The sequence below is a fragment of the Pedobacter chitinilyticus genome, assembly GCF_003313385.1.
Lineage (GTDB): Bacteria > Bacteroidota > Bacteroidia > Sphingobacteriales > Sphingobacteriaceae > Pedobacter > Pedobacter chitinilyticus.
Map to the genome: position 1 here is coordinate 107,380 of NZ_QMHN01000001.1, position 18,800 is coordinate 126,179.

At 40.0% G+C, this 18,800-nt stretch carries 17 protein-coding genes; 10 read left to right on the plus strand and 7 right to left on the minus strand.

Annotated elements, in window-relative coordinates; all coding sequences use genetic code 11:
* Nucleotides 1-57: 57 nt before the first annotated feature.
* The 3 genes from DUT70_RS00465 (at nucleotide 58) to DUT70_RS00475 (ending at nucleotide 5,163) form a co-directional block, all read left to right on the plus strand.
* Nucleotides 58-3,207 (plus strand): SusC/RagA family TonB-linked outer membrane protein, encoded by a 3,150-nt coding sequence (locus DUT70_RS00465; RefSeq protein WP_113645291.1) that lies wholly within the window; start codon nucleotides 58-60, stop codon nucleotides 3,205-3,207.
* A 10-nt stretch (nucleotides 3,208-3,217) separates the two neighbouring features.
* Nucleotides 3,218-4,627 carry a RagB/SusD family nutrient uptake outer membrane protein gene (locus DUT70_RS00470; RefSeq protein WP_113645292.1) on the plus strand — a complete coding sequence of 470 codons (1,410 nt, stop codon included), beginning with the start codon at nucleotides 3,218-3,220 and terminating at the stop codon, nucleotides 4,625-4,627.
* Nucleotides 4,628-4,746: 119 nt separating this feature from the next.
* Entirely contained in the window at nucleotides 4,747-5,163 is a 417-nt protein-coding gene (locus DUT70_RS00475; protein ID WP_113645293.1) for an ester cyclase, read from the plus strand.
* A 22-nt stretch (nucleotides 5,164-5,185) separates the two neighbouring features.
* Here DUT70_RS00475 and DUT70_RS00480 read toward each other — a convergent pair whose 3' ends face one another.
* Nucleotides 5,186-5,728, minus strand: a complete 543-nt coding sequence (locus DUT70_RS00480) for a cupin domain-containing protein (RefSeq protein WP_113645294.1) — start codon at nucleotides 5,726-5,728, stop codon at nucleotides 5,186-5,188.
* A gap of 305 nt (nucleotides 5,729-6,033) precedes the next feature.
* Between DUT70_RS00480 and DUT70_RS00485 the strand changes: the two genes are divergently transcribed.
* The 5 genes from DUT70_RS00485 (at nucleotide 6,034) to DUT70_RS00505 (ending at nucleotide 10,983) form a co-directional block, all read left to right on the plus strand.
* On the plus strand, nucleotides 6,034-7,296 hold the full coding sequence (locus DUT70_RS00485; RefSeq protein WP_113645295.1) for a hypothetical protein: 1,263 nt from the start codon (nucleotides 6,034-6,036) through the stop codon (nucleotides 7,294-7,296).
* 291 nt (nucleotides 7,297-7,587) lie between these two features.
* The gene (locus DUT70_RS00490) at nucleotides 7,588-8,400 is read left to right on the plus strand and encodes a TapB family protein (RefSeq protein WP_113645296.1); all 813 of its coding nucleotides are present in this window, start codon (nucleotides 7,588-7,590) and stop codon (nucleotides 8,398-8,400) included.
* Nucleotides 8,401-8,419: 19 nt separating this feature from the next.
* Entirely contained in the window at nucleotides 8,420-9,049 is a 630-nt protein-coding gene (locus DUT70_RS00495; protein ID WP_113645297.1) for a YceI family protein, read from the plus strand.
* Nucleotides 9,050-9,247: 198 nt separating this feature from the next.
* Complete coding sequence (locus tag DUT70_RS00500; RefSeq protein WP_128353256.1) at nucleotides 9,248-10,213, plus strand: carboxypeptidase-like regulatory domain-containing protein; 966 nt, start codon at nucleotides 9,248-9,250, stop codon at nucleotides 10,211-10,213.
* A gap of 83 nt (nucleotides 10,214-10,296) precedes the next feature.
* Nucleotides 10,297-10,983: a hypothetical protein gene (locus tag DUT70_RS00505; protein ID WP_113645299.1), complete on the plus strand. Its 687-nt coding sequence runs from the start codon at nucleotides 10,297-10,299 to the stop codon at nucleotides 10,981-10,983.
* Between the two features lie 344 nt (nucleotides 10,984-11,327).
* Here DUT70_RS00505 and DUT70_RS00510 read toward each other — a convergent pair whose 3' ends face one another.
* The 3 genes from DUT70_RS00510 to DUT70_RS00520 form a co-directional block, all read right to left on the minus strand.
* Nucleotides 11,328-12,293 (minus strand): c-type cytochrome, encoded by a 966-nt coding sequence (locus DUT70_RS00510; protein WP_113645300.1) that lies wholly within the window; start codon nucleotides 12,291-12,293, stop codon nucleotides 11,328-11,330.
* Between the two features lie 116 nt (nucleotides 12,294-12,409).
* Nucleotides 12,410-13,132 carry a LytR/AlgR family response regulator transcription factor gene (locus DUT70_RS00515; protein ID WP_113645301.1) on the minus strand — a complete coding sequence of 241 codons (723 nt, stop codon included), beginning with the start codon at nucleotides 13,130-13,132 and terminating at the stop codon, nucleotides 12,410-12,412.
* Nucleotides 13,129-14,148, minus strand: a complete 1,020-nt coding sequence (locus DUT70_RS00520; protein ID WP_205529704.1) for a sensor histidine kinase — start codon at nucleotides 14,146-14,148, stop codon at nucleotides 13,129-13,131. The genes DUT70_RS00515 and DUT70_RS00520 overlap by 4 nt, the downstream gene beginning before the upstream one ends.
* Nucleotides 14,149-14,566: 418 nt before the next feature.
* Between DUT70_RS00520 and DUT70_RS00525 the strand changes: the two genes are divergently transcribed.
* Together DUT70_RS00525 and DUT70_RS00530 are read left to right on the plus strand one after the other, a co-directional pair.
* Nucleotides 14,567-14,917 (plus strand): hypothetical protein, encoded by a 351-nt coding sequence (locus DUT70_RS00525; protein ID WP_128353257.1) that lies wholly within the window; start codon nucleotides 14,567-14,569, stop codon nucleotides 14,915-14,917.
* On the plus strand, nucleotides 14,914-15,771 hold the full coding sequence (locus DUT70_RS00530; RefSeq protein WP_113645304.1) for a helix-turn-helix transcriptional regulator: 858 nt from the start codon (nucleotides 14,914-14,916) through the stop codon (nucleotides 15,769-15,771). The genes DUT70_RS00525 and DUT70_RS00530 overlap by 4 nt, the downstream gene beginning before the upstream one ends.
* A gap of 4 nt (nucleotides 15,772-15,775) precedes the next feature.
* On the opposite strand, the gene DUT70_RS00535 is transcribed toward DUT70_RS00530, so the two are convergent.
* The 3 genes from DUT70_RS00535 to DUT70_RS00545 all read right to left on the minus strand — a co-directional run bounded on the left by DUT70_RS00535 (nucleotide 15,776) and on the right by DUT70_RS00545 (nucleotide 18,695).
* On the minus strand, nucleotides 15,776-16,609 hold the full coding sequence (locus tag DUT70_RS00535; RefSeq protein ID WP_113645305.1) for a hypothetical protein: 834 nt from the start codon (nucleotides 16,607-16,609) through the stop codon (nucleotides 15,776-15,778).
* Between the two features lie 212 nt (nucleotides 16,610-16,821).
* Nucleotides 16,822-17,457, minus strand: a complete 636-nt coding sequence (locus tag DUT70_RS00540; protein WP_113645306.1) for a hypothetical protein — start codon at nucleotides 17,455-17,457, stop codon at nucleotides 16,822-16,824.
* 56 nt (nucleotides 17,458-17,513) lie between these two features.
* Nucleotides 17,514-18,695 carry a toll/interleukin-1 receptor domain-containing protein gene (locus DUT70_RS00545; RefSeq protein WP_113645307.1) on the minus strand — a complete coding sequence of 394 codons (1,182 nt, stop codon included), beginning with the start codon at nucleotides 18,693-18,695 and terminating at the stop codon, nucleotides 17,514-17,516.
* Between the last annotated feature and the right edge of the window lie 105 nt (nucleotides 18,696-18,800).

The following is an 18,800-nucleotide window of genomic DNA, read 5'->3' on the forward strand; positions in this document are numbered from 1 at the left end:
TAGATTCATTTATCCCTTTACCTTTCGATCATCAATTAATTCAATTTATTAAACAGTATGAAAAGAAAAATACTATTACTAATGGTAATGGTCGCTCATGCACTGTTATTGTCTGCTCAACAGCGGACCATTACTGGCCGGGTGACTACAAGTGAAGATGGAAAGCCCTTTCCAGGAGCTTCAGTGCGTGTGGTAGGCTCCACTGCTGGGGTACAAACAGATGCCCAGGGGCAGTTTACTTTGGTGGTGAATGCTGAAGCAAAAAGCTTAGAATTTTATGCCATTGGCTATGTTCGACAAACCAAAGCAATTAATGCTAGCGGAGTAGTGAATGTCGCTTTGGAATCTGATGTAAAGAGTTTAACAGAAGTGATGGTGGTAGGCTATGGCACAAAAGCTGTAAAAGATTTTAATGGTGCCATTTCCAAAGTTAAAGGAACGGATATTGCCTCACAACCAGTAGAAAGCTTTGATAAGGCCCTATCTGGGAAAACAGCTGGGGTTCAAATTTCAAGTACAGGAGGAACACTAGCTGACGGTGTTTCTATTCGAATTAGAGGGGTAAACTCTATTTCTACCAGCTCACTTCCGTTAGTGGTAATTGATGGTATACCCGCCAATTCAAGAGAGAATCTTAACGTATTGAACGGTGGAAACGGGACCAGGTTTGACCCTTTGGCATTAATCAATACGGCAGATATCGAGTCAATTGAAATATTAAAAGACGCTGGGGCATCGGTATTGTATGGCTCTAGGGCAGCCAACGGCGTAATTTTAGTGACCACTAAAAAAGGTAAAGCAGGTACATCTCATGTAAGCATCAATTCTAAAAACAGTTTTGCCACAGCTTCAAATCTGCCAAATTTAACTAATGGCGATCAATTTAATCTCATTAACAATGAAAAGGCATTTAATAGATATGGTGCCGCAGTAGGTACTATTGCTAAGGATAGTGATGTAAATAAAGATGGCATTCCTGATAGAACAGATTGGAACGATTACGTTTTTAGAACTGGAAAAACTTCTGATAACTCACTTGCGATCTCGGGGGGCAGTGAAAAAGCGACCTATTATGCATCGTTGCGTTATGCAGATCAAAATGGGATTTTATATGGTAATAAACTTCAAACAGGTTCGGTACGAGCAAATGTAGAAGTTAGGCCTGTTAACTGGTTAAAATCGGGTATTGAACTTTCTTATACCAAAACAAGAAACGTTGGGGTATTAACAGACGGGTATCTTGCAGGCCTTTCGGTTTCTGGATATAATGCCGCGCCAACAGTTTCCCCTTTTAATCCTGATGGTCCAAAAGGCTATAATCTTACCACTACTGGTGTGGTAGGTTATCTTGGATTGGGTAATAACATCACTTCTTATCAAGGGGTAAGTTTCATCGGAAATAGGGTGTATAATCCGCTTCCTACGGTAGATTTTCAGCGAAATCAAAATACGCCAGAAAACATTACGGGTAACATCTACTTAGAAGTACAACCTATCAGCGGACTTAAATTGACTTCTAAATTCGGTATCGATAACCAAAGTAATTTTGAAGACCAATATTCTCACCCACAAATTGCAGGTTTGGGTGCTACCTTTAATGGTTTAGTACAGGATGTGCACTTAACCGTTAACCAGTGGGTATGGCAAAACTACTTAAACTACGATAAAACAATCGCTGGGCAACACAGGATTAGCATTGGTGCAGGTACAGAATATCAATATACCCGTCAACGTTCGATGTATACCTACGCCGCAGATTTCGCTGATCCATTTTTCAATGAGATCATCTCAGGTACATTTGCGGCTACTGATCTAGGGTCAGATGGTAATATCATTTCAAACGGATTAGAATCATATTTCGGTCGCTTATCATATATCTATAACGACAGATACTTTGTGGAAGGTGCAGTAAGATCAGATGCGTTCTCAGAGTTTGGCATAGACAAGAGATGGGGCACTTTCCCTAGTGTATCCCTCGGATGGATAGCTAGCCAGGAAGGATTTCTTAAAGACAGTAAGTACATCAATTATTTAAAAATCAGAGGTAGCTACGGAAAAGTGGGTAACTCCAGAGGTGTACCTTCCTATGCTTCGTTAACACTATATGGTGGTGCTAACTATGCTAGCTTAAACGGATTTGGAAGTGCTCAAGTGGGTAACCCAGGTTTGCATTGGGAAACCTCTAAAAAATTCAATATCGGCTTTGACGCCAATATGATTACGAGTAGGATAGGGCTTACTGTCGATTATTTCAATACCAATATCTCAGGCCTTATTTTGGCCGCCCCAGTATTACATACGGCGGGTGTTCCAGGTTCATCAGTGGTAACCAATATTGGTTCTATGAAAAATTCAGGGATCGAAATTACATTGAATACCACCAATATCAAAAAGGAAAATTTTTCATGGACCTCTTCGCTCAATTTTACAGGTATCAGAAACAGGGTAACGGGTTTAGTAGCTAGTAACAATAATGCCGATATTGTTTCTTCTTCAACAGTGGCCAGTATTGGCAGAGCCTTGGGAACTTATAAAATGATCCAGTGGGCAGGGGTAGATCCAGCAACAGGTTACCCAATGTGGTACGCGGCCGATGGGAAAACCAAGAAAATATGGAACCAGCAAACGCAAAAGTACATGCTTGAGAATGGAACTACAACTTCATTAGGCGCTGCCGATCAAGTGTATTTGGAAGGAAAAACAGGAGTGCCTAAATGGTATGGTGGTTTTGATAACACTTTTACCTATAAAAACTGGGATCTGGGGCTTTCCATGGTATATCAGGGTGGAAACTACCTGTACAACACCACTTATTCTTCAATGATGACCAATACCTTTCAGAATAACGATGCCAGAATTCTTGAACGCTGGACGGCTCCTGGACAGATTACTAATGTACCACGCTTGTACATGTTGGATCAAACCGCGAACCAAACTTCAACCAGATTTTTGGAGAAAGGAGATTTCTTAAGAATGAGAACCATTTCATTAGGCTATAAATTAGAAGACAGGTGGGTAAAGAAAATGGGCTTTGGTAACATACGCGTATCTGGTCAGGTCTACAACGCATTCATCATCACCGGCTATAGTGGGATAGATCCAGAAGTAAACTATAATAGGAACAATTCTAACCTAGCGGTAGGTTTTGATAACAGAGGTATTCCACAGCCAAGAACCTACACCATTAATCTATCCGCAACACTTTAATAACACAATCATGATCAAAAAATATTTTAACACAAAAATCGGTTTCGGTTTAGTTTGTGGGATACTGGTTTTAACGAGCTCATGTCAAAAGGAAATTTTTGAGGACCCCATTAACAGTTTGTCTCCACAAGCGGCTTTTGAAACGGCCGAACGCGTAGAGAAGTCAGCCATTGGCATGTACAATGCACTACAAAATGCCAACTTTTTTGGGGGACGGGTTTTAATTTATGCAGATATCAGAGCAACTGACGTCAATCCGCCAACCTACTTCGGAAGCCTTCCACAGTTTACTTCGGTAACTTCTTCAGAAACCAATACACAATTGGCTTGGCAGGGAGCCTACGCCAGTATCGGTGAAGCTAATCTCTTCATGAAAAATTTAGAGGCCGCAAAAAATGTAGTATCGGCAAATAAGGCTGAACAATATATTGGAGAAGCCAAGTTTATCAGGGCGCTTTGTTATTTCTATTTGGTGAACCTATGGGCGCAGCCTTACAAGTTCACCGCAAATGCCACACACTTAGGTGTTCCTTTGGTACTCAAATCTGTAGAAGATCCCTTTAGTGCTGAAAATCAATTGCCTCGCGCTACGGTGGCAGAAGTATATACTCAGATAGAAAATGACCTGCTAGCTGCCGAAAATCAATTGCCAAACGATTACGGAGATCCTAGTTTCTCGGACATCACCAGAGCAACCAAAGCGGCAGCACGAGCATTATTGGCCAGAGTGTATCTTTATAAAGGTGATTACACTAAAGCCATAACCTTTGCCGATAAAGTAATAACCGCCAATAAATATGGGCTAAATGATGATCCAGCGACTACTTTCAAAACCTATAACAGCAAAGAAAGTATCTTTTCAATAGGGATGAGCGTATCAGATAATCCCAATACCAACAATGCCCTTGGTCAACATTATGGAGCTACCAAAAGAGGGGATATCAATATCAGTGCAGAATACATAGGCCTTTTAGATCAAACGAAAGATTTACGCTTCAAAAATCTTGTTCAACAAGTTGCGGGCTCTTATTGGACACTTAAATATCCTGCTACCGAAAGCTGGGTGCCTGTATTACGATATGCAGAAATTTTGCTGATTAAAGCGGAAGCGCTGGCTTATCTTGCCACCACGGTCGATCCTAATGCGGTAGCGCTGGTGAACGTCATCAGAGGTAGGTCGCTTGCCGATATCATCGCACCAACAACGAAGGCAGATTTGATTGAGCTTATTCTTAAAGAAAGAAGATTGGAGCTTGCTTTTGAAGGGCAAGGCATATTCGATTTTTTGAGGACAGGAAGAGGAATTCCTGCACATAGCATCATTGCCGAACAACCTTACGGTTCTGACTACGTAATACTACCGATTCCTTTATATGACTTGCAGAAGAACCCTAAGTTAGTTCCAAACAAAGGATATTAGAAGAGAAAAATCAATATAGTAAATGGCCAAACAGTCTCTTAAGTGGGCGTTTGGTCATTTCTTTTTTAAAGGATTGGCCAAGTTTGGTTAGTAAAGGTGAATTTAATTAACACAAAGAAATGAATAAAAAAGAAATCGTTTTAACATTTATCGAAAACGTATGGAATAGAAACAAGGTGGAAGAATTGGAAAGTTATCTGAGTCCCCATTTTGTAGATCACTCACTGCCCAAAGGCTTTCCTAACAATATGGAAGGTACTAAAAAGTGGATCAAAGCAACTGGTATGTCGTTTCAGCACCGAACAATGGTAGAAGATATGATCGCAGAAGACAATAAAGTATTCATCAGAATTACCATGAAACTGAAACATGTAGGGGAGTGGAGAAATTATCCAGCTACTGGGTTAGAAATATCCACTACAGGCTATAGATTTTTTGAATTTCTAGAAGATAAAATCATTAATCAATGGGCATCAATAGACGGTAATGTAATTGAGCAGGCTATTGCCGGCACTACGCATACCTGTAATAAGTAATGATGATTGCTGTTGATATGATTTAAAAAATACAGTATTTTTCAATAAGCTGTTGGTCGATTTCCTTCCATTGGGCAGCTTTGTTCAATAAAGTCATTAATGGAGATAATAGCGATAAGATACCCGCTTGGTTCATGTCACTCATTTTACTCACCACAGCAAGTTCAACTAGGCTAAGAGGGATACCTTTTTGATTTGTTTTTCCGTCTGATGCTAATCCGTAAAGAATGGAAAGCGCATTTTCAAAACCTTCATGCCCAGGTTTGATAATTGTAGTAAAATGTACTGGATGATCGGACTCATTAATGAATCGATGTACTTTTCCTTTTTTCACGACAAACTGCTCACCAGCTTTCAGTTTGATTTTTTGATTGCGAAGGCATAAAGTAAGTTCACCTTGATGCACAATGAATTGTTCATCGAAATTTCGATGGTAATGCATGGGCGTTCCGCCTTTAGGCATTAGCTTAACTTCTAGTTCACTAAATTCTCCGTTAGTCTCACTTGAAGTCTGTATAAAGGTGACCTCATCTTTTATAATGGGATTGATAATCGTTCTATTCATAACGTTGGGAATATTAAGACTGGTAATGATAGGAGAACAATAAGCTGTTTATCACTTCTGTAGACATACAGCCCAAATATGAAGGCAGATAGCAAATATGATGAGGTGAACAAAGTACTGTCCACATATTAAATACCTTATGGCATCTGGTAGCTTTTTAACAGCTGTCTATCTATTTATATGCACCATCTGTCTACCATTACGAATCAAGAGTTTAATAGTCATCAGTTTTGTAGGCTGTTTTAAAAGACAGTGATCAAATACGTTGATGTAAATGTTTTGAAAATAAAGCAAAGAATGACAAGATGAAAAAGAGAGTAAACTGGATTTTTATATTGCTGATGGTGGTAGCAATATCCGCGTGTAAAAAGAAGAATGAAAAACCTAATGATCCATTACCAGATACTGAAATTCCAGGAGCGGTAAAAACCAAGCATGGCGAAGTTGTAGGTACAGCTACACAAAAAATAATAGGAGCGGCGGGTGGTGAAGTAACCGTGCCCAACACCACGGTGAAGTTGGTGATCCCAGCAGGAGCAATTGACGGAGATGTAAATTTCAGTGTCCAAGAAGTATCCAGAACTTTGGCTGACGGAGCGGTTGGCACTACTTACAGATTTTTGCCAGAAAATGTGACGTTTAAGCAGGATGTCCAAATCACTATGCCTTATTATAGTAGTAGTAACATGATTCCTTCTAGATTGCGTTTAGCTTATCAAGACAAAAATGGATATTGGCATAAAGCGAAGGATGCGATAGTTGACTATTACAAGGAAACGGTTACCGTTAAAACTCGCCATTTTAGTGATTGGGTAGCCATTTCAGATATTTACATTAAAAATACAGGTAAAGAAAATTTAGAAAAGGGCGAAAGCACTGAGTTGCAAGTTTGTTTTATGCCGACCAAAGAAAGTCCCGATAATGATGATTTATTGGCTCCAACTGTAAAAATAGAAGATGTAAAGGTAAAGGAGTGGCGTTTTTGGGGAACTAGCACACTTGATAGGGGTAAATTAGTGGGAGGAGCTGCAGCTTCGAATACCTATGTTGCACCTGCGGCGGCGCCTAAATCATTGATGAGGATTTACGTAGAGGCCGTATTATTTCCGCTTGAACCAGGAAAAACGGAAACGGTGTTAAGATTTAGCGATATTGTGGTGCTTTCCGAAGAGTATTGCATATATCAAATCGGAAATAGCTCAAGTTGGGCTGGTGATGAAAAAGTAGATGTTTGGAGTGGTGGTGGAATGTACGTTAATTTTTATGGAAGTTCAGGTGGGGCCAGAGTACACTTCGAAGCCCCAGATGAAAATACTGGATTGAAGGTGTTTGGAGAGAAAGTATTGATTACTTTCAACTCGGGGAGTCAGTATTTTTCTTCTACCTATACCGCATGCAATTCGACTGAACCATTGTACGAAAAAGGCGATATTGTAGTGATAGGTACAAAAGATGGATTAGTTTCTGGAGATGCTAAAGGCAACTTGCGTCCCAAAACTGCTGGCACTGCCTATTGTTTTGGGAATGCAATACCGTTTAGCGCTAAATTTAGATACAGGAAAAAATAAAACGAATCTTGAATAATAAGTGATCCAGGCAATAACATTTAGTAGATGGATCATGAACTCGCAAAAGCAGTCTGTTATATATAATAGGCTGCTTTTTGTATAGATAAGCAACGAATAAATACATTGAAAATAGCGGCCTCTTGCGGCAAAAATGTTCTTGTAACACCAGATCTTTTTACTTCTCGGGATTGAATTAGAGCCCCTCGGTCGATCTTTATATGCCTTTTGTCTACGTTTCTTGGCCCGCCTGTTTGGTCAATTTAATTTTGCATAAATAACAACGGAAGAAATATGAAAAGGAAAGAAATAGCCAGAATAAGTTTGGTGTTACTGGTTTTTGGAATAGCAATGGTTACCTGTAAAAAGGAAAAGGGCACAGTAGTGTTAAAAGAAGCAGACAAAAATAGTTTTGTGCCTCGCTTGAATACTAAATATACCTATAGCATCATCAATGATGACGTGAACGTAGGTACGGCAACCAAATGGATTGATGGTGGAAAAGACTCAGCTGGAATACAAGTTTATAACCTACATACCAATGTGAGCGCAGCGGGGGGCGATATGGCGCTGGATAACGGCCTGTATGTAGCCAACGGAAAAACCTATACGAGCTTTAACATGCCTGACGCATGGTACCTCTTGGTAGAAGGGCTAAGGAAAATACCTAATGTGCAAGTGGTAGAAGCAAGAGCAATTGGCTTTCCAGGGTATATGATCGTAGAAAATGCGATGAAAGAAAATAGTAAGCTCACTTGGCAAGTGCCCGCAAAAACAGGTCAATACCTAAAATACATTCAGAAGCAATCAGGAGATAATGTAGAAATCGAGGTGTTGCAGGAAATTGTACAAAACGAAGGCACGGCTACAGCAGTAGAAACTATTACCGTTCCAGGGGGCACATTTGTATGTAGCAAATTTCTATATACCACCGCTCAAAAGCAACAAACTAATTTAGACGGAAAGCCAATGATGAACGCCACAGGTACCGAAACGATAACGCTTTGGATGGCTCATGGAATTGGTATGGTGAAACAAGAAACCAAAACCATTTTCAATGGCAATACAACTAACTCAACCATCGTGTTGAACAACATTAAATCATAAAATTTTACAATCATTTAGTATGAATAAATTAAGAAAGAATAGTTTGAAGCTAATGGCCGTGGTGATAGCAATTTCGCTTTGGGTAGCTTGCAAAAAAGACAATAAAAATGAAACAAGGGAAGAGCTTGTATTAACAACTGATGCCAAAGCCTCTTGGAAGGGCTATTTAGAAATGGGATATTTTAACTCGGGGACCATTGGGTTGAGCGGCGAAGATATCTTTTTAGAGGGAGACAAAATCGTTGGTGGGAAAATTAGCATTCCCGTATCATCAATCTTGATCACTAACGAACTCAGTACAGAGGAAAAAGCTGAACTATTGCACCATTTGCAAACCACTGATTTCTTTAATCTGGCAGTGTATCCCTTTGTAGTGTATAAGATAAACACAGCTGAGAAAATAACCGTCGATGCGCAAGGCAATAACTATCTCATCAAAGGGAGTATGAGTTTGCTTGGAAAAGAAATCGCTTTAGACATTCCCGCCAAAATCAATATCACCAATACTGCGGTAACCGTTAAAGCTAAATTTAGCTTTGACAGAACCAAATGGGGTATGACCTTCGCATCGCAGGAAAACCTACCTGCAGATAAAAAGATCAAAAACAACATCGAAGTAGAACTTGAGCTTAGCGCAACCAGATTTTAATTAGTTTAGTTTTCATATGTTAAGACGGCTCCAATGAATTTCATTGGGGCTTTTTTTATAACTAAAGGTTGTTATGCCTTGGGTTAATAAATGCAGTTCGTCGCTAATTATGGACTTATTTAGGCTAAATGCAGTAAACTATCGACGGTGGTTGTGATGAAAATTATAACATAGCAATTTTGTGCTTTTTAAAATCAGATGATGTACAACAGATTATTACTTATCGCCCTAATATTTGCAGGCTGCTCAAAAAAGCCTCAAGGTGAACCCAACCAAGGTTGGGGTAAACAACCAGATCTTATTCCAATTAGTGGACAGGTGACTTTAAACGTTGCTGCTAATGAACCATTTGTGAATGTAATGGGCGATGCTAAACCCGCACTTCCCAATTTCCCATCCCTTGAGGTAAAAAAGGGATTTTTAAGAGGTTATGTCGCTGACATGACAGGAAAGCCCCTAGAAGGTGCGTATATCGGGATAAGAGCTACCGTAGGAACCACCAATGGTGCCCATGCAGTGAGCAACGCAAACGGATATTATGAAATATCGCTGCCCTACGGAGCGATTACTTATTATGCGGCAGGATATGAAAAAGACTATGGACAAGGTAAAGCGGTGATGGGCCTTTTTCCTGCAGATGATAACACTACAGGCTTTGCTTCAGAAAATGGCCAGGTAAAGAATTTTGTATTGCAATCCTATGGACTCGCCAAAAAATCGGAAGTAGCAGCACAGCCAAGTAATTCAACCAATTACTACGGTGGTGCAATTTCGTTCGACTATAACATAGATTGGGACGGAAACATCCCAGAATATTTACCAAAAAACGGAACTATTGAAGTGACCCTGACACCTGATGGACCAGGTATTTTTGGAGAAAACAAAACCTTTGTCATTAAGAAAAATATTGGCATAGCGGCACTTACCGCATTGAATATTCCCGTTGGGAAGTATGCCATAAGCGCCAAGCTTGCCGATGGTACCGTTTTAAAAATGCAAGAGACAGGCACCTATGCGGGTTCATTTCCTTTCTGGGGGCTAAAGCCGTCTGGTCCTACTGCCACCGCTACGGTAATGTTCACGCCAATCTTTCAATATACCACGCAAATGGCCGTAGCACACAAAAGTAATTGGCAAAGTTTAAACATCAAACTAAGCAGATAGCTTACCTAACCGTGTCCCTCGTTACGGATGGTCAACGGAAAAATCACCTATTTCAAATCAATAAAATCAATAATTATAATTAAATGAGAAATCTAAAATCCATTTTATGTTTGGTAGCTATTTTTGCTGCTACCGAAATTAACGCTCAACAGAAAAAAGTTGCTACGGTTAAAAAAAGCACAAATGTACAGCAAAAGAAAGCAGATCAAAAGCCTGTTGGTGATGCACCTGTTGCCGATCCAAAGTTGTTTACTGCCAAAGTCGAACTGAAGGAAAAACAATCAAATGAACTTTCTAAAGCCCCAGTAAAAGAAACAAGTTCCAAGATAGAAGAATCAGCTAGCCCCTATAAAACAGCGCTGGGTGTTAAATTCATGTGGGGGATCGCAATTACTGGAAAGCATTTCTTTAAAAAAGACCAGGCAATAGAAGCCGTTGTACGTTACAGAGGATATAGCGGTTTAGGAAACGATATCGCCATTACTGCTTTGTATCAATACGAAAAACCCATTGCCGAAGTGGCAGGTTTGCATTGGTTAGTAGGAGCAGGTCCTTACTATAGTCACTTCTCTTACAAAGAATCCGTTTATTCTTCATTATATCCTTCATCAGGAACCTCAAGCTATGGGCTTGCAGCAATGGCTGGTTTAGAATTTAAATTTCCGAAAGCACCTATTGCAATTAGTGCCGACTGGATGCCTGCTTTTGATTTTAACGGTGGTGGTTTTGGCGCAGAAAGTGGAGGATTTGGGATCAAGTATACTTTTTAGTAACGCATTGTTGTGGGGCCTTAGGCCTATTTTTCATAGTAGTGTTGGGCCGGCATGTCATTAATGACATTGCCGGTTTTTTTGTTCTTAGTTTGCTCTAAAATGAATGCGTAAGGCTGGCGTCGAAAAGCTCACAGAATACCCCCCTTAATAATAAGAAGCTAGAATAAGAAGATTTAAACCATCGCTCAATAATCTGTGGTACTATTTGGTTTGGATATTTATGGTCAATGGTAATTGCTGGTAAAAGTGGGAAATGACGAATCGTACGATAAAAAGAAAAGCCTTGCGCTATGCAAGGCTTTCTGGCAATTATTTATTGCCTGGCTCTCATTGTATATGAATTACTTTTTGTAGGTCCTAACTTCCACCTGGTTATCAATAGGCTGAAGACTTTGCAAGTAGCTATAAATGGCTGATAAATCTTGAACAGTCATCCCGCTATACATTTTCCAAGGCATTGGGGTATTCAGTTCACCTTTTTCAACTTTCATGGTATTTCCTTCAAAAGCTTTAAACTTGGCTATGAACATTTCACGTGTCCAATTACCAATGCCTGATGTAGCATGTTTAGTAATGTTGGGTGCCCTAATAATGCCAGCAGGTTGAACAAATTCCATCCCACCACCAAAAGCAGTGCCTTCCACAATCTTTCCTTTATCTTGTTTGCTATGGCAATCCACACAGCCAGCGGCATTTACCAAATAAGCGCCATACTTAATACTGTCTGCAGCTTCAGGAAGTACTTGATGCTCGGCAGCTTTTGGACCAAGTTTGTTAAGCAAGCTCACTGGGAAATCTAATGCAGTTTTGGGAATGCTATTTTTAATGGGTTTGAGCGTACGAAGGTAAGCAATGATGCTTTGGATGTCTTCGATACTCATTTTTCCAAAACGTGAGTAGGCCATCAAAGGAAACAGCGCATGCCCATCTTTTCCTACTCCCGCAGTAATAGCCCTATAAATTTCCCCATCAGACCACGAAGAGAAGGCTGCGGGCGTAAGATTAGACGAATAGATTTTACCAGGAAAACCTGCATTTTCATCAAACACTTCGCCTCCGCTACCTTCGGTGCCCGCCACTACGGGGCCGCTAAATAGGCTCCAATCGCGCTTACTATGACAGTCTATACATACCGCTACATGATTAGCCAGGTATTTACCTCTTTCAACGGTAATGCTGTCGCTACTAACAATAATTTTGGGAGCTTCTCCAACATTGGGTTGAGTAAAATTGATGAAAAGGCCAGCTCCTAAAACTACAAAAATTACAATGGCTAGAATAATGCCTAAAAACTTGAATATTTTCATTTAAAAACTTTAATTAAGTTACTAAAATGAAAATTGACGAATAGATATCCTCTCTTTGTCGATAAACAGCTTGATAAGGCAGATAGATAACACCTTATCTCTCGTAAACGGATAACTTACACACCTATGGCCAATCTTTTTTTACATTCTGCTTTGTAATTTCTCCCAATAGGTAACTCCTTGCCCAAGATTTCGATCGCGTAGGAGTGATAACTTTCAATCTTATCCATAGAGACCATAAAAGACCGATGGATCCTAATGAATTTATCTTCTGGTAGCAGTTCCTCCAACACACCGATTTTTTGTTTACTAATTAACACCCTATCCTTCAAGGTAATTTTAATGTAGTCCTTTAAGCTTTCCATCCAGTAAATGTCATTCACATTAATTTTTACCCTTTTTCGGTCTATCCTCAGGTAAAGATAATCTTCCACTTTTTGTTCATTTACAAGTACTGGCACATCAACTTTCTGTTGCTGAAGCTTAAAAAGGTCGAACACTTTGTCCATGGCCTTCAAAAAACGGTCAAACGGAATGGGCTTTAACAGGTAATCTACCGCATTTAAATCAAAACCATCAAGAGCATAATCTTGGTAAGCAGTAGTGAAGATTACTTTCGGCGGGCTTTTTAAGCTTCTTACCAAATCAGTCCCCAATAGCCCTGGCATCTTGATGTCAAGAAAAATCAAATCCACGCTTTGATCTTGCAGTAGTTGGAAAGCGTGTACGGCATTGTTGCAAGTACCAATCAACTCCACCTGCGAAAAGTCACTGATATATTTCTGGATAATCTCTACGGCATGTGGCTCATCGTCCACAATAAGGGTCTTAATTTTCATAAACCTTTATTTTCTACAGTTAATTTGGTAAATGAGGAATGGATAGGGGTATTTTTTACTTTACTGGATGCTGATACGTTAGAGATAGATTCAATGTGGAGGATCACAGCAAATAGATCTTCCTCATCATGCACCGTAAAATGGTGCGTTTCTGGATAAATCAACTCAAGGCGTTTCCTAACATTGGCCAAGCCTATCTTCCCAAAATGAGAACGATGCCCCTGATGCTTTTCCAAAGGTTTGCTATTAGAGACCTTCAATTTGATGGCGTTAGGTTCCACCTCCAAAACAATATTGATCCAAGCCTCTTCAATCATTTCGCTGGCACCATGTTTAAAAGCATTTTCAATCAACGGAATCATGAGTAGGGGCGCAATTTGCTGTCCGGTAATTTCGCCTTTGATTTTAAGGTTAAGATCCAGTTTATCCCCATAACGAAGCTGTTCAAGCGCAATGTAATTTTTAATCACTTCCACATCTTTTTTGAGCGGCACATAATCGGTATTGCATTCATACAACATGTAGCGCAAAATTTGCGATAAATCCAGAACTACCTTTGGTGAAGCAGGAGAGTTGTTTAAAGTAAGCGCATAAAGATTATTCAAGGTGTTGAATAGAAAATGTGGATGGATTTGTGCCTTCAGGAAATTAAGTTCAGAGTTGAGTGCCATTTGTTTGCGGTCATACCACATCCCTACAAACTTGATCAATAAGCCGCCCCAAATAATGGAATTGCTCTGCTCCAAGGCATGGATCATGTACTGCCCATTAAAAAACTGTTCCGAGATTGTCCCTTCAATTTTTTTCCATTTAAAGCCAGGGTTCAATGGCTTTAATTGCTTAAACAAATAAGGGTCGGCAAATAAAATCTCAATCAAACGGTAGCAACAGGTAAAAAAAGCACAAGCCAAAATGAACGATAAGGCTAGCGCAATAAAGTGCCTGCGATACAAAAACTTGGGGATAATGACGGTACTAACCGTGTAGTAATAGGCTACGTGTATGGGGAACAGCATTAATACCAACTTAAATGCTAAAAAATACCCTGGTAAGCCCACGGCGAACATAAAAGTTAATATTGTGAGACAAATACCCCAAAAAATGAGATGAAGAAGTAATCTTTTATGTTGTAAACAAAACTTAACAAACATGAGCTGAGCTAGGCTTGGATAAAACCCATAGGAGATATGCGCCATAAAGATAGCGAACAGTTTTTGATTATCAGACTTATGCGCTTGGTTATGACCTGTTTGTAGACGAAAGGCATTAATTGGTAGATAGACGACCGTTTACTGGTTTGATAGCTCTATTTCTGCTTAAGCTACATTAATGTTTAAAATAAAGGCATCTGTAGAAGAATGTGTGGCGGCTGTCGATGTTGGTTTTTTGTTGATCACAATGATTTCAACTTTAGGGTCTTAACCCTTTGATATCATGATCAATTCCGCAAACAGAACAATGGAACAAGCCGAGCGTATCACCCTTGGAGAAGTCTCCAGTTGGTTGTCGCTGCATTTGGCTGAAGAAATGTGTTGGGTAAAAGATCTTGATGAAAATGAAGGCTCGTTGTTGAGGGGGCATTTACAGCCTACTCCTACAAAATCTTTTCTCGTAGCCACAAAAGATTGCATTGCAGCTTGCTTCTTGCTTAAGTCAGCAGGGTTTTTATCCATAGCAGCGCCCTACTACAGTAAAGGCGGGTTGTTTTCGAAGATGAAAGATGCTTGGGGCAATATTTATTTCATTAAAGAAGAGCGAAGCTATCAATTTGATCTTCCGATATGAAGGTGCGTAGGGTATTGGCAAATGGCAATGTGGTAGAATATGAAAAAATGGGGGCGCAGCATTTGCACTTGTCGACAGAGGCTTTTCATATTAGGATAGTTTTTAATGAAAGACAAGATATCTTGATTGGAACCAGGAAATTTTCCATTTTTCCCGACTGTCTAGCCATTATCCCACCAACATATAATGGCCAATGTATCATTGAGGCTGATGCTCCTGTGCATTCTTTGGCAATCACCCTTGCGGCCAATTTCATGGCGACATTTTTAAAAAAACAATATCTCCTTCAAAAGCAATGGCATGAGGAAACGATCTTCGATTTCTCCGAGGCGATCATCATTCCTATGAGTACCGACATGAAACAAAACTTTAGGCACTTATGGGAAAAAACAATAGCCTTAAACACACAAGAGGCCTTGCTCAATGAATATATCTCCCAATTTCTGCTAGACTACATCAATGGTCATTGCAAAAGATTTAGCGCAGAACAGAAGAGATTGCCATTCACCAGATTATCCACTAAAACCGACATCGCTAAAAGGCTGTTGTTGGCTAAGGAATATATCTCCAATAATTATAACCAAAAGTTCCATATCTGCGACGTAGCCAATTATTGCTGCCTTTCCGAAAACCATTTATTAAGAACCTTTAAAGAAATGTTTGGCATTACGCCCTACCAATACCTAGCCTTGATAAGGCTAAGCAGGGCCAAAAGTTATTTAGAAAAAGGGACATGCACCATCAACGAGATTGTCATCATGATAGGTTTCGAATCGGTGAGTACTTTTATCAAACTATTCAAAGCCACCTTTAAGCTTACGCCACTCCAATACCGCAAGTACACCCAACAATGATAAGTTAATTGGCTAATTGAACAACATCGGCAACAATGGTCCATTTCTTGTTAAAACGCCAAACTTGGGCATAAAAACCTTTGATTTTATTGATGTCGATCGTGGAATGGCGATCATATAAATTCCCCACTACGTAATAGAAACGGCCACTTTCATCGTAGCCATTTTGCTTTGGCAAATAACGTAATTCATCATTAGTAGGGGCATAGTGCATTTTGCCCAACCTGATGGGAGCATCAGCCCTTAATAGCAGCACTTCTTCATCTAGGTAATGAAAAGCTTCGTTGGTAGCGGCTAACGTAGGAGGTGCTGTGGGTGCCTTTTTTGTCGACTTTTTGAACGCAGTTAATTGGGTGTTTAAAGTTTGTACCGCTTGATGGTAATCTGGATAGATGCTCGTATGGTTAACCCCACCATCAAAAAGCAACTTAAATTGTTGGTCACTATTCTTTTTCCAGATCGAAAAATAGTTGCCGCTGGCTATTGCTTGCTGTCCGCGATGACCATAATAAAGATAAGGACCTGTCGTAAAACCAAAATCTTCACTCAAATTGGTAAAGGCAAAGGATGGATACCAAACTAATAAATCAGTAGTGTTTGCCTTTACCTTGGCATAGGCCTTTAGCCCGTTAACCAAATGAACCCCGCTGGCAATGATCCCTAATGAATCCAGGTTTTGCTCAAAAGCATATTTTAAACCTCTTTGTGCGGCAGTACTTGCAAAGTTCAATTCACTGGAAACAATGGCTTTTTGAGGAACAGGCGACTGAGCCTTCAATCCGTTCATATCGAATAAAATGGAGGCAACTGAAACCAACATAAAGATTTTTCTGGTCATGGCATTGTAGATTAAAGGACCAAATATCTAGCATCTATACCTCATTATCACCTATCCAAAGGTTACGGTCGACATAAATCATTTTATCATCGATGAGCGCTAGAGTTAGAGCGATACAATACTATCGCCTCCGGCTTCTTTGCTCATCATAGATCTAGCGTCGAATAACCATGTGGTCTAAACATAAGCACGGTGGACTGGCAAAACTCAAGCTAACCTCCTTTGTAACGCTCGAACATTTGTGAACGTGTCACGATCTCCCAACTTCTTGTACCGGGATTTGCTACAAGGAATAGGTCATCGCGGCTGATCCTTTCGTATTCCTTTCCACCGCACTCTTTGTCTATAGTTTCATAAAGCACCACCAATGAGTCAAACAGATTGTCAACTGCCTCGTGAAAATCCTCCTCGCTGAGCACCTCGCTGAACAGTACCGTTATGGTCAGATTCGGATGCAGGGTCGCCTTTACCGAAATGCTATTGGACTGATCATATCCCTCGCTTAGCTTTTTTGGAGACATTTCCGCTGAGATAAGTCTTGATTTTACGGCATGGCTTTTTTTGATCAGCCTGCCCAAACTTTTCTTGCTCAGCTCATAAAAATCTTTGCCCGCTTCCTGCAACGTTGCATCAAAAAATGCCTTCATCAGCCAGACCACAAGGGCGGTCGGCATCATCCACTCGATACCAGCCATGGGCCCGTGCTCCCGCTTTTCTATGCGCAAACGTTCTTGTTCAACATTGAGTTCGTCCGCAACAAAAGAATAAAAATCTTCTGGCACGTCTTCTCGAACATACATCATTACCCTCCCTGGCTTTTCTTCCATTTCCATTTTTTCTTCCATCATAAATCTTATTGCTACATAACACTAAACATACAAAAAGATCTGAGGACTAATAATCTTTAAAGCGTCATCAGGTCATGTTTAAGGTCATTGTAATTACTTTCAAATTTCGCATCATCCCTCATATCGACATGGATGAACTGTTGCATGAATGTCGGAATGCTCTCTTGCTTACTTCCACTTCTTAGCACAGGTATGATCCTGCTGTTGACCGTTTGGTTGTCGTACAGTTTTACGTTCATGATTGAATACTCATAGCCAACACCACCTTTCCTGTTATCTGCTTTTTTCTTATAGCCAGGTGTAAAGATCACGAGAACTTTGTCAGCATGTTCAATACCCTGCTCCATGGTATAGGGCGCACTGGTGCCGAGACGCATTGAGTATCTATCGATTTTAACTTCAAATCCATCCGCAGTCAATTTGTTGGCCAAGGTCAACACCCAGCCCTTATGCTCTTCGCTGTCCCATGAATAGGAAATAAAAACAACCACCTTCATCTTTTGCCCTTCACTTTCTTCGACAGATATTCTTTTTCCGTAAAGTAAAATCTCGATTTGATTTACACGCTGCCCATCATAAGGTCTTATGATACCAAGAATATTATCGATCACCTTCTTCCTATCTAAACTGCTCAGGCCAGCCAGAATATCCTCAAAGAATACCTTTCTTTTCGTACTGAGGTTCTGCTGTTCACGCTGCCTGATGTACTGATAGTAGTCTGGATGGTAGCGATCATATTTCCTTACAAGATTGATGAACCTTGGTCCTGAAAAATAGGTTTCGGCATCTTCCCTAACGTCCATGATTTCGAACAATCTGTTATAAATATTGATCCAGTTAGCAGGCAGTACGTTCTCTTCAAAATTCTTCAACGGAGATTCTTCTACCGAAAGCTCGACTGTTTGTTCGAAATCACGCTTAGCGAAATGACTATACTGTGTTGGATTTCGCGACAACAGTTCAAGTTTTACAGCCTCAAAATTTTCATCCTTCAGTTTATAGAATTTACCGCCATGCAATTGGTAAAAACTTTCTGCCACTATGAGAATATCATCGCGATCATGTCCGTAGTCTTTGAGTTTCCTGAAAAATTCGGTTTCCACTAATGAAGCGATATAGCTTAAACGGTCATCCTTAGCTATGTCCTTTCTGTTATAATAAAGAAATTCAATCAATATCGACCAATCTTCACTGAGCAGTCGCTCATACAATTCATTTTCCAGTAATACTTTCTGCACCCTCTTGTTCGTAGGATGCTAAGATAAATATTTAATAAATTTCATGGGCGTTGTATTCATGCAAACCTTTTCTCAAAAAAATAATAGCGTTTAATCGTAAGAAAA

What these genes read in the sequence shown, in the direction of transcription:
- DUT70_RS00465 (WP_113645291.1), top strand. Translation starts at nt 58, where the DNA reads ATGAAAAGAAAAATACTATTACTAATGGTAATGGTCGCTCATGCACTG.
- DUT70_RS00470 (WP_113645292.1), top strand. Translation starts at nt 3,218, where the DNA reads ATGATCAAAAAATATTTTAACACAAAAATCGGTTTCGGTTTAGTTTGT.
- DUT70_RS00475 (WP_113645293.1), top strand. Translation starts at nt 4,747, where the DNA reads ATGAATAAAAAAGAAATCGTTTTAACATTTATCGAAAACGTATGGAAT.
- DUT70_RS00480 (WP_113645294.1), bottom strand. Translation starts at nt 5,728, where the DNA reads ATGAATAGAACGATTATCAATCCCATTATAAAAGATGAGGTCACCTTT.
- DUT70_RS00485 (WP_113645295.1), top strand. Translation starts at nt 6,034, where the DNA reads ATGAAAAAGAGAGTAAACTGGATTTTTATATTGCTGATGGTGGTAGCA.
- DUT70_RS00490 (WP_113645296.1), top strand. Translation starts at nt 7,588, where the DNA reads ATGAAAAGGAAAGAAATAGCCAGAATAAGTTTGGTGTTACTGGTTTTT.
- DUT70_RS00495 (WP_113645297.1), top strand. Translation starts at nt 8,420, where the DNA reads ATGAATAAATTAAGAAAGAATAGTTTGAAGCTAATGGCCGTGGTGATA.
- DUT70_RS00500 (WP_128353256.1), top strand. Translation starts at nt 9,248, where the DNA reads ATGATGTACAACAGATTATTACTTATCGCCCTAATATTTGCAGGCTGC.
- DUT70_RS00505 (WP_113645299.1), top strand. Translation starts at nt 10,297, where the DNA reads ATGAGAAATCTAAAATCCATTTTATGTTTGGTAGCTATTTTTGCTGCT.
- DUT70_RS00510 (WP_113645300.1), bottom strand. Translation starts at nt 12,293, where the DNA reads ATGAAAATATTCAAGTTTTTAGGCATTATTCTAGCCATTGTAATTTTT.
- DUT70_RS00515 (WP_113645301.1), bottom strand. Translation starts at nt 13,132, where the DNA reads ATGAAAATTAAGACCCTTATTGTGGACGATGAGCCACATGCCGTAGAG.
- DUT70_RS00520 (WP_205529704.1), bottom strand. Translation starts at nt 14,148, where the DNA reads ATGCTGTTCCCCATACACGTAGCCTATTACTACACGGTTAGTACCGTC.
- DUT70_RS00525 (WP_128353257.1), top strand. Translation starts at nt 14,567, where the DNA reads ATGATCAATTCCGCAAACAGAACAATGGAACAAGCCGAGCGTATCACC.
- DUT70_RS00530 (WP_113645304.1), top strand. Translation starts at nt 14,914, where the DNA reads ATGAAGGTGCGTAGGGTATTGGCAAATGGCAATGTGGTAGAATATGAA.
- DUT70_RS00535 (WP_113645305.1), bottom strand. Translation starts at nt 16,609, where the DNA reads ATGACCAGAAAAATCTTTATGTTGGTTTCAGTTGCCTCCATTTTATTC.
- DUT70_RS00540 (WP_113645306.1), bottom strand. Translation starts at nt 17,457, where the DNA reads ATGATGGAAGAAAAAATGGAAATGGAAGAAAAGCCAGGGAGGGTAATG.